Here is a 13,473-nt window from a genome sequence, read left to right on the forward strand (position 1 = left end):
ACTGGGTGGATTAACAAAAAAAGATCGCCCTGGGGCGATCTCTCCAATAATCATTCTGCGGTTACTATTAAGCGAATGTTAAGAAACCAATCAATTTCTTAACACAGAGAATTCAATAACCGACGGATGCGCTGCGTCATGATAAAGACGCATAGTGGCTTTTTGAAAATCGTTCGTATCAGCATCAGCAAGGTTTATAAACTTCTGTGGGTTACGATCAACCAGCGGAAACCAGGAATGCTGCACCTGAACCATCAGCCGGTGTCCTTTCCGGAACGTATGCATTACGTCGGGGAGTTGTAGCTTGACCTCGGTCACCACGCCGGGCGTAAACGGCTCGGGGGTGGTAAAACTATTCCGGAATTTACCCCGCAGCACGTCGGCCCGCACCAGCCGCTGATACCCTGCCATTTGCAACCCTTTTGGATTAGGACTAGGATTTTTCGTGCTATCGGGCAAAACATCGATAATCTTGACAATAAAGTCGGCATCGGTACCCATTGTCGAGGCAAACAGCCGGGCGTTGATCGGTCCGGCAATGACCATGTCTTCGGTCAGCGGCTCGGTTTGGAAAACAACTACGTCCGGGCGACGGGCGGCAAAGCGCTGGTCTTCGATCATGTACTGATTATTTCGTCGCGCCTGAATACCGTCCGTATAAGGCACGGGCTTCGCCGGGTCGCTGATGTATTCCTCGAATGAGTTCGTTTGGACGGGTGGCTGACGGGTTAACTGGCCCTGCGGCTGGAAGTACAGTGATTGCGACTGCACCGTTTTGGGTGGCCAGGCATCAAAAGTCTTCCAGGTGTTCAGGCCCGTATCGAACACAGTTGCTTCGGGCGCCTTGAAACTGCCCTTGTCTTTCAGATAATAGGCGAAAAAGGCGGTTTCGATACTGTCGCGGTAAAACTTAGCGGTATTGTGCCCAAACGAAAACGGGCCAAACTCGCTCCAGTCCGGGCGCGCCCAGGCTCCGTGCGTCCAGGGTCCCATCACGAGTTTATTGGTGTTGCCGGTTGATTGCTTCTCGATGGCTTCATACGTCCGCAGGGCACCAAACAGGTCCTCAGCGTCGAACCACCCGCCAACAACCAGCGTAGCGGGCTTTACATTTTTCAGATGTGGCCGGATATTACGACTTTGCCAGTACGCGTCGTAGGTGTCATGCTCCAGATATTCATTCCAGATTTTACCCTGCCGGTTAAAGTACTTTGCTGAGTTGGCGTTTTTGATCGGCCCTAAATCCAGAAAGAACTGATAGGCGTCTTTAGGCTGGTACGCAAACACGTTTTCATAGTCCTGCGTCGGGCCAGTGCGCGGTTTGTCGAAATAATTCAGGAATGAAAAATTGTCGAGCAGGAAAAAAGCGCCGTTATGCCGGGCATCGTCGCCAATAAACTCATCCGTTACGGGGGCCTGGGGCGATACCGCCTTCAGAGCCGGGTGCGGATCGGGCAAGGCAGCCGATGCGTAAAAACCGGGATAGGATATACCCATTAAGCCTACCCGACCGTTATTGGCCGGCAGGTTTTTGAGCAGCCACTCGATGGTGTCGTACGTATCCGAACTTTCGTCGAGGGAGGTTGTTGCGGCCTGCCCACGACTCTGGCGGCCCTTCACCAGCCCGGAGCCGGGTCTGTTCGGGGTCATCTCCTCAAAGCTTCCCTCGCTCATATACCGTCCACGAACGTCCTGATACACGAAAATATATTTGTCCCGCGATAGGTCTTTATTCAGGCCAGGGCCTGTTTTAGGATAATTCGCTTCGCCATACGGCGCGGCCGAATAGGGCGTTCGCTCCATTAGAATTGGGTAGCGGTTATCCGCAGCGGCATCCTTGGGTACGTAAATGACGGTATATAACTTAACCCCGTCGCGCATCGGAATCTGGCGGTCGAGCTTAACGTAATTCTGCCGGACAAACAGTGAGTCGGCCGACGTCAGCTGGGCAAAGCCGGGTATTCCAGCCAGGAGCACTGCCAGGGCAGCGAGTAACGAAATCTTATGAGTCATAAAGGGATACTAAACGAGTCAACGTAATAATAAACAATTGGCCTCAGGCCGGCAAAAAGGGGCGACTCGGCACAGCATATTGCCGCCTGGCCGGAACGCTGATCAGTTCACGTTCGGGATAACGCAAAGCGGTCAGTTTACCGCCAAACGCGCAGCCGGTGTCAATATCAATCGTATTGTTTTGCCAGATGGCATCGGCTACGGGCGTGTGCCCATAAACAATCGTTGGTTTTCCCCGGTAGTCGGCGGCCCAATTTAGCCGGACGGGCAGGCCATAATCATCGTTTTTACCGGTAGTGGCGCCGAATAAGCAGAATGACCGCACAACTTCTCCGCTACGTCCGTGCAGGTCTTCGCGCAGGCCCGCATGCGCTACCAGCAACTGTCCGTTATCTAGCTGGATGTAATGCGGCAGACCTTCCAGAAACTGACGAACCTGCTCCCTAAACGCGGGCGGCTCCGCATTTAACTGGGCTACGGTTTCGGCCAATCCGTGCATGAGCTGTACGTTGTTACCACGTAGTTTCCGGCGAAGCTTATCATCATGGTTCCCGATCACGCACAGGGCCGTACCATTCTGTACTAGTTGCATCACCAACCGCAATACGCCAACTGAGTTGGGCCCGCGATCGATTAGATCGCCCACGAACACGAGAGTTCGGTTGATTAGCGGAGCAGAAGGGTCTTGTACATAACCCAGTTTAGTCAGCAATTCAACTAGTTCGTCATAGCACCCGTGCACGTCGCCAACAATGTCGAACGGTCCCGTTTGCAGACGAGCGCCTGATGGCTGGCCCCGGCGACTCACCACAGCTTCGGCCACTTCATCGGGCGAGTTGAATGTATAGATAGCCTGAAAACCTTCGAAGGGTAAATCATGCATAGTCGTTTGCAATCGATGAATCTGACGCTCCAGAACTGATTCCGAAAAGAAGCGATCCGGCCGGGCGTAATGACGATCCATCAGCACACGGGTTGGCAGATTAAAAACCAGGGCGACGGCTTCAGTGCCGTATTGACGGGCCATATTCAGGTAATCCCGCCGGTCAATAGCCTGCAGGTTCGTCGCGTCAATAACGGTCAACAATCCGCGCCGAAGCCGCTTCTCGACCACCAGATGCACCAGTTCAAAGGCATCTTTGGTTGCGCTTTGGTCGTTATCGTCGTCGGCTACTACTGCCCGGTAGTGATCAGATGAGACAACTTCCGTTGGTTGAAAGTGTTGTCGGGCAAAGGTCGATTTGCCCGAACTGCTTACGCCAATCAGCAGCACAAGGGCGCGTTCGGGGAGTTCAATGTCCATGTACTCAAGTCAGGAAACCAGTTAACAGGCGTTGCCAAACTCAACAACAAAAAACCTCCCGACTTGTCAGCGAGAGGTTTTCAATGAATAGTTTATAAAAGAGCTTAAACCGTCTCCAGTTCCCGCACCGGCTTACGGGTACGTGCCCGGTCATGAACGTGCAGACGCAGTAGAATACGTTCTTTGATCCGCATCCAGCGCTCATAGAGTTTTGACTCCTTCAGGAAATTCCACTTGTCTTCCTTCTGCTCCTTTTTGTGCTCTTCAGGATCGTACAGCATCCCCGTGCACAGGCAGTGCTTGCGGTTGGTACGCGTCAGAATGTCGAAATTAGCACAGGTCTGACACCCCTTCCAGAACGCATCGTCACCCGGCAGCTCGCTCAACGTAACCGGCTGATAGCCAAGATCGGAATTAATCTTCATAACGGCCAGACTTGTCGTAATCCCGATGATCTTAGCCTCAGGAAAACGTGCCCGCGACAGCTCAAACGCTTTCGCTTTGATCCGCGTGGCAATACCGCTTTTGCGGTGATCGGGATGCACGATCAGGCCGGAGTTAGCCACAAACTTGCCGTGCTCCCAGGTCTCGATGTAACAGAAACCCACCCATTCGCCCGACAGGGTCATGGCGATAATGGCTTTCCCTTCGAGCATTTTTTCCATCACGTAAATAGGCGATCGCTTGGCAATACCGGTCCCCCGGGCCTTTGCGCTTTCCTCCATTTGGTGGCAGATGGTTTCAGCTAGCCGCAGGTGGTTTTCACTGGCTACCTGAACAATATACTGGTCGTTAACTACTTCGGGCGTTATCATCGTCGTTTATTGGGCGGTTGTGAAGCCGCAAAACGGAGACGGTGTGATCCGTGCTGTTTGGTTAGAGTAAAATGAACGTGAAAAAGGCGGAAATGATCTGCCACGTAGGCAAATAAGATTATATGGTCCTGACGGACCTAAACCGAAATGGCGTAGTATGAAAGAAGGTCGGTAGAAAAACGAGCTTTGCCATTGGTTTGTGCGTGAAAACGCGGACAATGTTAGATACTTTATCCGGGTCTTGCAATAGGAATAACGGTTTTTTTTCAGGATAGTTCGGTAACGGTAAAAACATATTTCTTTATCAATCTGTCATAGCGTATCGATAGTTGTTTATCCGCTATCCGTTGACTTGCGGCTCTTCATGCTTACAGCGTCACCCTCATCCTCTTACCCGCTGACACTCAGCCAGAACCGTCCGTTACGTTACGGGGTTTTCTTCTATCTGTACGTCATGCAGGGGATTCCATCCGGGTTTTACCTGACGGCGCTGACTAATTATTTTACGGCAGAGGGCGTCGGGCCGGACGTGGTAGGTTCGTTTATTGCCATTATTGGTTTGCCCTGGGCTTTTCAGTTTATCTGGGGGCCGCTGATTGACCGGTTTCAACACTCATCAATGGGTCGGCGCAAACCGTGGGTCGTGGGTTCGCAGCTTATGACAGTGCTGGCCTCCTGTATCCTGCTGTTTGTGGACAACCCGGTTAAGCAACTCAGCACGCTGGCGTGGCTATTTTGCCTACGCAGCGTTTTTGCGGCTATTCAGGATGCCAGCGTGGATGCAATGGCCATTAGCATCATTCCGGAAGATGAACGGGGGCGGGTAAACGCCTTTATGCGGGCGGGTTTTTTAATTGGCACCGGCATAGGCGCGGCCGTGTTCGCGCAGTTACTTCGCCAGTATGGCTTTCAAGGGGCGGCCCTCGCTCAGGCAGGCTGTCTGCTGACGGGCGTATTCCTGATGCTGTTTATCCGTGAACAGCCCGGCGACCGCCTGCTGCCATCATTCGGCGTAACGGCCAAAGCTACCCAGAATCTAATGCCTCCTTTAACCTCATCCGGCGCATCGGAAAGTGAACGACTATCAAGCCCACGACACCCGGATTATACGTTCCGCTGGCTATTTACCCAACTCTTCCGGGGCTTGTTTGCCCGGATAAGCCTCCTGCTTTTCGGTGCGATTCTGTTGACTTATCTCAGCAACTCCCTGTTTATACGAGCCTATAACCATCACCTGATTGACGAAATTGGCTGGTCTGATACCGATCTGTCGGTGCTGACGGGTACGTACGGCATGGTAGCCGCTACAGTCATTGCGCTAACGGGCGGCTATCTGGCCGATCGGCTCGGTGCCCGTCGGCTGCTCGTCATCATGATGGCGATCGTGGCGGTTTACCTCATCGGATTCAATCTGCTGTCGGCCAGTTGGGTCCGGCGCGACGTAGCGCAGGCGGGTTTGGTGGCGCTTTACTTCATGGACCCTGCCGTCAGTGCTGCAGCCATGCCAGCCCTGATGGGCATCTGCCGTAAAGGCGTTGAAGGGTCGCAGTTTACGACCTATATGGCCCTGGTAAATCTCTGCGACATTGCGGGTACGTTTGTCTCTGGCCATGCTTTACTGGTACTGACGGCCCCTAGGATTGGTCTGATCGCCGGCGGACTGGCCGTTATTGCCATGGGCATTACGCTGGCTACGCTGCGCCATTACCGGAACCTGAGCCGTCAGGCTGCTTAAGATGCAGGTATCCGAGCCGGTTTGTCTCTGATTCGGATACCCAAATTCGCGTCAACTGTGTAGCTTGCAGCGCCACCGCTTAGTCTGACCATGCCGCACATTCGCAAAACCATTTACCGGATTCTGGAAACTTCGGCTGGCCGACGCCGAGGGCTCAGTCTGCTCTTCAACATCACGCTGATTACGATTATTACGCTGAATGCCGTGGCCATTATTCTGCATACGGTACCGGAGTATAATCAGCGTTATGCGCAGTTATTCTATGATTTTGAGCTATTCTCGGTTATTTTTTTCACCATCGAATACCTGCTTCGGCTCTGGGTATGCGTCGAGAACGATAAGTACTCTCACTGGTTCTGGGGGCGACTGCGCTATTTGTTTTCAGCTACCGCTATCATCGACTTCCTCGCTATTTTTCCGTTCTATTTTTCGCTCTTCGCCACTGATCTGGCCATTGTCCGGATTCTGCGGCTATTTCGGATTTTCCGGCTGTTCCGCATCTCCCGTTACGACCGCGCCGGACGCATGATTCAGCAGGTTGTTAGTGACAAAAAGGAAGAATTAATCCTGAGCACCGCTTTCGTAGTCTTTATGCTCATTATCGTATCGAGCATCATGTATTACGTAGAGCATCCGGCCCAACCCCAAAAATTTAACAGCATTCCGGCGACCATGTGGTGGGGCGTCAGCGCCATGACAACCGTTGGATACGGTGATATTCACCCCATTACGCCATTAGGTAAGTTGTTGGGCGGTATTGCGGCCATCATGGGCATTGGTCTGTTCGCCCTGCCAACCGGTATTCTGGTATCCGGTTTTACAGAGCATATCCGGAATCAGAAAGGATCTGTCCGCCCGCGTTGTCCGCACTGCGGACGGGAGATTTAAGGTTTGAAATCCGCCCTGGTCATGCTAACTTGCGGTATGGAAAATTTCGTGGTTTCGGCCCGCAAGTACCGCCCCGCTACCTTCGACACTGTCGTGGGTCAGGAGCACATTACCACTACGCTTAAGAACGCCATCCGTACCAATCACTTAGCCTCGGCGTTTCTATTCTGCGGCCCGCGCGGGGTTGGTAAGACGACCTGCGCCCGTATTCTTGCCAAAACCATTAACTGTCAAAACTTAACGCCCGAGGGCGAAGCCTGCGACCACTGTGAATCGTGCGTGAGCTTCAACCAGAACGCGTCGTTTAATATTCACGAACTGGATGCGGCCTCCAACAACTCGGTGGAGGACATCCGGAATCTGATTGATCAGGTCCGCTACCCACCCCAGTCGGGCAAGTACAAGATCTATATCATTGACGAGGTGCATATGCTCTCGTCGGCGGCTTTCAACGCATTCCTGAAAACGCTGGAAGAGCCACCCTCCTACGCCATTTTTATCCTGGCAACGACCGAAAAACACAAGATTCTGCCGACGATTCTGTCGCGCTGCCAGATTTTTGATTTTAACCGGATTCAGCCGCAACACATCGCCGATCATCTGGCCACGATTGCCGGGAAAGAAGGTATTACGGCCGAATCCGAAGCACTCGATCTGATTGCCCAGAAAGCCGACGGTGGTTTGCGCGATGCCCTGTCGATGTTTGACCTGAACGTAACGTTCGCAGCCGACCGGGTCATTCGTTACAAGGAAGTGCTGGATAACCTGCACATTCTGGACTACGACTATTATTTCAAACTAACGGATCAGCTTCTGGCGGGCAACCTTGCCCCCAGCCTGATGACGTTGGATGAGATTTTACGCAAAGGCTTCGACGGACACCAGTTTGTCGTGGGTTTGTGCCGCCATTTCCGCGATTTACTGGTCTGCAAAGATGCCGCTACGGTGCAGTTGCTGCAGGTAACTGAAAATGTCCGTCGGCAATACCTCGATCAGTCGACGCGCGCGCCCATGTCGTTTTTACTATCGGCCCTGAGCCTGGGCGGACAGTGCGACATGAATTATAAGCAGGCTAAAGACCAGCGGCTGCACACCGAGTTGTGGCTGATGAAGCTGGCGAACCTGCGGAACCTGCTCAACTGGGAGGCTCTTCCGGAGTTACCGCCGAACGGATCCCATAGCCTGAACGGCAGCGGTGACTTTCCCGAAAAAAAAAACGGCATTCCACAGCTCACGCCTGAGCCCACCCATGATTCGGCCAGCAGCCAGGCCCTGACCGAAAGCCATCCGATTACGAGTGAACCCGTTAACGGCTACCGACCGGCGGTTCCGGCCAACGGAGTTAACGGGCTATCGTCCACTGGAAATGGGCAGAACAGTCACGCCCCCAAGACCAACGGGGCAGCAACGGCCGTTACGTCCAAACCGCAGATAGCCCCGCCGACCCGGCCCGCCAGCAGCCGCCTGCGTTCGACGGTATCGCTGACGGCGGGCCCCGTTCAGGCAACAGCCGATGAAGGTGATGTTGTGGTTGCGGCTCCAACTCGCCCGGATAGACCATTTATCTTCGAGCAACTGCAGGCCGCGTGGCTCGCGTTTGCGCAGCTTCGCCGTCAGCAGAACGATTCGGCCACCGAGCAGCTGGTGCTGAACCGGGAGCTGGTCCTCGACGGCACCACAATTCACCTGACGCTCGACAATACCTTGCAGGTTGGCTACCTGACCGAGTTGAAACCCGATTTGCTCGGCTATCTGCGCGACAAACTACAGAACAGCCAGATTCAACTGGAGCACAAAGTCGTGGTGCAGGAAGTCAAAAAGATGATTTACAGTTCGCTGGACAAATTCAACTTCATGGCCGAGAAAAACCCGACCCTGCACGATCTACGCAAAGTGCTGAATCTGGAAGTGGATTATTAAAACCTGTACAGGGTAGACGTAAAACAACTCGTGAGCCGGTCAAACTGATTTGATCGAAAACGCTTCGACTGGGTTTTTAACCAGAATCTGTTTCCAGTCCCTGGCCGTAAATCCTCGCTGGTTCAGGCGGGGCATAAGCCGTTTGAACAGCACGGTGTAATCCCGGCTGACGGTGCCCCCGTTGGGTTTGGCGGGGTCATACCAGCCGGCGTCATGTGACAGGAGCGTCCGATGCAGCAACCGGTTCTCTTTCATCAGCAGAAGCGTTTCGGTGTAGCCATCAACGTTATTGTTGTCGAGTCCGTCAAGGCTTACCCAGGCTCCTTCCCGCACCGCGCGGGCGTAATGCACCATATTGCTGCCCTGCGCATGCACCCAGACAAACGCATCGGGCCGGACACCTTCTTGTTTGAGAATATCGATCTGCTCGAAGGCTGGCACGTAAGGACCGGTATGGGAGCAAATTGTCAGGCCGGTTCGCTTATGCGTACGCGCGGCTGCCGTTACCAGTTTACGATGCAGATCAGACAGTGGCCCCGGATTAACGCTGATTTTAATGAATCCCGGCCGAACGCCAGTCTGGTCAATCCCGCTTTCAAAATCGGCTACCCAGCGGTCGGCCAGTTGATCGGCGGTCTCCGTCAAGGCATGAGCGGGCAGGTATTTATTGTCTACCGCGCCGTAGTAGCCCGTATTGGTCAGGATGCGAATACCCGAACGCTCCGACAACTCACGTAACAGCATCGGGTCTTTTCCCAGATAAGACGGTGTGCATTCTAGCAGTGTTCGGCAACCCAGTTGCCGGAGTTCCTGGAGATGAGGCAGCATCTTCGTTACAACATTGGCCCGGTTCCAGCGGTCAGGGGTTATTTTATCCGCTCCAATAAAGTCGACGAGAATGTGCTCATGAATGAGCGTCAGCCCCATCTCCTTTGCAGCCATCGGACCCGTAACCGTAAACACCTTATGGCCAGGCTTCCGAACCAGACAGAAACCCGCCAGCGAACTACGCAGAAATGAACGTCGGGAGAGGGTAACCATACCGGGGTCTGACCACTACTTATACGCTTTGGCCTCCCGGATCAGCGACTTGTAACCGCCAACGCCAAGCGCCTTTCTGTAATACACTCTAGCCTGGTTACGGTCGCTGGTGCGGGCAGCAATGCGGGCCAGGCCGGCATAGGCAAAGGCGTGATACTCCTTTGTATAAGCCTCATCAAACGGTAGTTTCAGGGCGGCCTGGTAATTATCGGCAGCGGAACGGTCGTTCTTATCCGCCAGTTCATCCAGCATTCCATCGAATACATACACTGCCATCGGGACCAGCGTGCTGTTCATCTGCTTCAGCCGCTGCACGTATGGCCTGGCTTCGGCGTAACGCCCGGCCAGCAGCAGCGCTTCGGCATGACTCATGTTGAACAACGGATTGTTCGGATACTTATCCGCGAGGTACTTTGTATAGATAGCGGCCCGCGCTGGCTGCATTTCGTGTTTCAGCAGGACATGGGCTAAATAATAATTGGCGCCCACACGCATAAACAACCCTTTTTTAGTAGCCATCTCCATTTGCTTCAGCCCCTGCGCCATATCGCCGTTGTCGAAGAAAAACATAAATGGCCGCACAATCGGGTGATCCATCGGATAGCGCTCAACGTAATAGTTATACAGTCCCGTCGTGAAATAAAAGTCCGGGAATTTGGTCGTCATGTTAAAGCCGTCCTTCAGATAGGTATACGACTTTTTCGATTCGCTAACCGCCTTTATAGCCTCGCTCTGGTTGTTATACAGCGAAGCCAGATAGCTATGAGCCGTAAGGGCAAAGAAAACCGCTTCGGGATCATTGGGGTTTTTATTGAGCACCTTCTTCGACAGTTCCAGCCCCTGACTGACGGCCTGGATGAACTGCGCGGTAGCTGCTTTATTTTCGTGCATCGGCAGGTACTGGAGCTCAAGCTGGGTAGCCCGCAGAATCGGCCCGATCGGATGCTGCGGATAACGCGCCCGGATTTGCCGAATCAGGCCGTCGGCTTCCGCAAACTCCATATTGTAAATGTTGTCCAGCGTTTTAAGTATAGTTTGCTGAATGCCGGGGTCGGTCATGACCTGCGCCCGGCCAAACAGCGGCAGCGCCAGTAAACAGAGAAAGAAAAGCTTATTTTTCAAGTGTATGAACGTTGGTATCAAGATGCTGCGTTTGATTCTATACGAGCCGGGCCGTACTTTTGTTAAGTGCGTATTATCTAACGAGAGCTATACGCAAAAGTTTTATCTATGATTCATTACGAACAGTTTGTTCTTGATAATGGGCTTCGGGTATTTGTTCATGAGGACGAATCGACGCCAATAGCCGCCGTCAATATTCTGTATAACGTTGGGTCGCGCGATGAAGACCCGAGCCGAACCGGCTTTGCGCATCTGTTCGAGCACCTGATGTTCGGCGGGTCGCAGCACATTCCGAGCTACGATGAGCCGCTACAAAAAGTAGGTGGCGAAAACAACGCCTTTACCAGCCCTGATATTACCAATTACTATATTACGCTGCCGGCGGCCAATCTGGAAACGGCGTTCTGGCTGGAATCCGACCGGATGCTAAGCCTGTCATTTGACCCGCAGGTGCTGGACGTTCAGCAGAAAGTGGTCATCGAAGAGTTCAAACAGCGATACCTTAACCAGCCTTACGGCGATGTCTGGCTCAAGCTCCGCCCGCTGGCTTACCAGCAACATCCGTACCGATGGGCCACGATTGGTAAAGATATCAGCCATATTGAAAACGCTACGCTCGACGACGTACGGTCGTTTTTCTTTAAGTATTATCTGCCCAACAACGCGGTTCTGGTGGTAGCCGGCAACGTAACGGTTGAACAGGTCAAGCAACTTTGCGCAAAGTGGTTTGCTCCCATCCCGGCCGGTGAACAATATATCCGTCAGTTACCGCAGGAGCCTATGCAGACCGAGGCCCGCCGACTGGAAGCGTCGGCTAAAGTCCCGTTGAATGGTTTGTATAAAGCCTACCACATGCCCGGTCGCTTCGAACCCGGTTTCCAGACGGCCGATTTACTGAGCGACATGCTGGGGCGGAGCAAATCATCGCGGCTCTATCAGCAGTTGCTGCGTACCAACCCGCTGTTCAGCAACGTCGGTGCTTACATCACCTCGTCTATCGACCCCGGCCTGCTGGTGGTGCAGGGTACGCTCAATGAAGGTGTATCGCTGGAAGAAGCGGATGCGGCCGTAGAAGCGGTGGTGCAGGAATTCATAGATAGGACAGTGTCGGAGGAAGAACTGTCGAAAGTCAAGAACCAGGCCGAAGCAACACTGGCTTTCTCAGAGGTTGAGCTGCTCAACCGCGCCATAAACCTCGCCTATGCGGCCAACGCAGGCGACCCGGAACTGGTCAACCAGGAGGCCGACCTGATTCAGGCCGTTACGCCCGATGCTATTCAGGATATGGCACGGCAGGTCCTGCGAAAGGAAAACTGTTCGACGCTGTACTACCGGCGCGCCGATGGCACAGTTGCGTAAGCTAGTCAACCCTGTTGAGACATGGAAACCGCCTATATCCCAAAAGCCCTGACAGCGAGCAAACTTCAATTGCTTTCGCGTGATTTGAAGCAATCACTCACTAATCAATACGGTGATCGATTCGATTGTCTGGTTCTATTTGGTTCATATGCCCGGGGCGACTTTAAGGCTGAGTCAGACGTTGACTATCTGGTTGTATTAACCGATGACATTGTGGAATCAGGTGCCGAAATCTGGGATATGGCCGGGGTTGTAAGTGACCTATCGGATAAATACGATGTGTTGATATCTGTCAAACCAACTTCACGCACGAAGTACCTAACCTCTGAACTGTTTCTTTATCAACAGGCACGTCAGGAAGGAATACAGATATGAATCCCAACGTATCTGCTTATATGCTCATGGCTGAAGAGTTTTTAAACGATGCCCGTATACTTTCCGTAGCCGGTAGTTACAGGAGCGCAGCCAGCCGGGCTTAGTACAGCTACTATGATGCTGTGAGGGCTTTATTGGCAACTAAATCCATTCTGTGCAAATCACATCAGGCAGCCCGAGCTTTGTTCGGCGAACATTTTATAAAAAGCGGACCGTTCGACAGCCAGGATACAAAGAACTTTCATGCTTTATTTAATCTCCGACAAAATAGTGATTACGATCCAGACGAGACTCTTTCTATGGCTGTTGTAGAGAAAGCAATCGAAACTGCTTCTGAATTTCTCTCACAAACTGAAGCGTATCTGCGCGAAAACGGCTTTATTGAATGAAAATTCGGGTAGGACAAGGTTACGACGTACATCGGCTGGAAGAAGGTCGGCCGTTCTGGCTGGGCGGTATTCAGATTCCCAGTACGTTCGGCCCGGTGGGCCATTCAGATGCCGACGTAGTTTGCCATGTACTCTGCGATGCGCTGCTGGGAGCCGCCAACATGCGTAACATCGGCTACCATTTCTCCGACAAGGACCCGCGCTGGAAAGGTGTAGACAGTAAGCTGCTGTTGGCCGAAGTCCTGCGCATGGTGCGGGGTGCCGGTTACGAAATTTCGAACGTCGACGTGACGGTCGTCCTGCAGGAGCCAAAGCTCAATCCGCATATTCCGGCTATGAAGACATGCCTCGCCGGGGTCATGAATCTACCAGAAGACGATATTTCCATCAAAGCCACCACCTCCGAACATATCGGGTTTGTGGGTCGGGGCGAAGGCATTGCGGCCCATTGCGTGGCGCTTATTTATCGATAGGCTTAACCCATAACTATACTTAATCGAATAAACAGGATGA

12 protein-coding genes are annotated in these 13,473 nt (G+C 53.0%); 7 read left to right on the forward strand and 5 right to left on the reverse strand.

Annotated elements, in window-relative coordinates; all coding sequences use genetic code 11:
• Window positions 1-90 precede the first annotated feature (90 nt).
• The 3 genes from HNV11_RS19165 to HNV11_RS19175 form a co-directional block, all read right to left on the reverse strand.
• Window positions 91-2,013 (reverse strand): CocE/NonD family hydrolase, encoded by a 1,923-nt coding sequence (locus HNV11_RS19165; RefSeq protein WP_171741194.1) that lies wholly within the window; start codon window positions 2,011-2,013, stop codon window positions 91-93.
• A gap of 43 nt (window positions 2,014-2,056) precedes the next feature.
• Window positions 2,057-3,316 (reverse strand): AAA family ATPase, encoded by a 1,260-nt coding sequence (locus HNV11_RS19170; RefSeq protein ID WP_171741195.1) that lies wholly within the window; start codon window positions 3,314-3,316, stop codon window positions 2,057-2,059.
• Window positions 3,317-3,420: 104 nt separating this feature from the next.
• Window positions 3,421-4,131, reverse strand: coding sequence for a GNAT family N-acetyltransferase (locus tag HNV11_RS19175; protein ID WP_171741196.1), 711 nt, complete (start codon window positions 4,129-4,131; stop codon window positions 3,421-3,423).
• Window positions 4,132-4,495: 364 nt separating this feature from the next.
• On the opposite strand from HNV11_RS19175, the gene HNV11_RS19180 reads away from it, so the two are divergent.
• From HNV11_RS19180 to HNV11_RS19190, 3 genes are all read left to right on the forward strand, one after another.
• Window positions 4,496-5,866, forward strand: a complete 1,371-nt coding sequence (locus tag HNV11_RS19180; protein ID WP_171741197.1) for an MFS transporter — start codon at window positions 4,496-4,498, stop codon at window positions 5,864-5,866.
• Window positions 5,867-5,956: 90 nt separating this feature from the next.
• Entirely contained in the window at window positions 5,957-6,754 is a 798-nt protein-coding gene (locus tag HNV11_RS19185) for an ion transporter (protein WP_171741198.1), read from the forward strand.
• A gap of 36 nt (window positions 6,755-6,790) precedes the next feature.
• Window positions 6,791-8,674, forward strand: coding sequence for a DNA polymerase III subunit gamma/tau (locus tag HNV11_RS19190; RefSeq protein ID WP_171741199.1), 1,884 nt, complete (start codon window positions 6,791-6,793; stop codon window positions 8,672-8,674).
• Between the two features lie 39 nt (window positions 8,675-8,713).
• Here the strand turns inward: HNV11_RS19190 and HNV11_RS19195 are convergent, their stop codons facing one another.
• Window positions 8,714-9,715, reverse strand: a complete 1,002-nt coding sequence (locus HNV11_RS19195; protein ID WP_171741200.1) for a phosphotriesterase family protein — start codon at window positions 9,713-9,715, stop codon at window positions 8,714-8,716.
• Between the two features lie 15 nt (window positions 9,716-9,730).
• The gene (locus HNV11_RS19200; protein WP_240163575.1) at window positions 9,731-10,837 is read right to left on the reverse strand and encodes a tetratricopeptide repeat protein; all 1,107 of its coding nucleotides are present in this window, start codon (window positions 10,835-10,837) and stop codon (window positions 9,731-9,733) included.
• 108 nt (window positions 10,838-10,945) lie between these two features.
• Here HNV11_RS19200 and HNV11_RS19205 point away from each other — a divergent pair, with 108 nt between their 5' ends.
• The 4 genes from HNV11_RS19205 (at window position 10,946) to ispF (ending at window position 13,433) form a co-directional block, all read left to right on the forward strand.
• Window positions 10,946-12,196 (forward strand): M16 family metallopeptidase, encoded by a 1,251-nt coding sequence (locus HNV11_RS19205; RefSeq protein WP_171741201.1) that lies wholly within the window; start codon window positions 10,946-10,948, stop codon window positions 12,194-12,196.
• A gap of 21 nt (window positions 12,197-12,217) precedes the next feature.
• Complete coding sequence (locus HNV11_RS19210) at window positions 12,218-12,571, forward strand: nucleotidyltransferase family protein (RefSeq protein WP_171741202.1); 354 nt, start codon at window positions 12,218-12,220, stop codon at window positions 12,569-12,571.
• A gap of 134 nt (window positions 12,572-12,705) precedes the next feature.
• Window positions 12,706-12,960, forward strand: a complete 255-nt coding sequence (locus HNV11_RS19215) for a hypothetical protein (protein ID WP_171741203.1) — start codon at window positions 12,706-12,708, stop codon at window positions 12,958-12,960.
• On the forward strand, window positions 12,957-13,433 hold the full coding sequence (ispF, locus tag HNV11_RS19220) for a 2-C-methyl-D-erythritol 2,4-cyclodiphosphate synthase (protein WP_171741204.1): 477 nt from the start codon (window positions 12,957-12,959) through the stop codon (window positions 13,431-13,433). Before HNV11_RS19215 ends, ispF begins: the two co-directional genes overlap by 4 nt.
• Window positions 13,434-13,473: the final 40 nt, after the last annotated feature.

Source organism: Spirosoma taeanense (assembly GCF_013127955.1).
Taxonomy (GTDB): Bacteria; Bacteroidota; Bacteroidia; order Cytophagales; family Spirosomataceae; genus Spirosoma; species Spirosoma taeanense.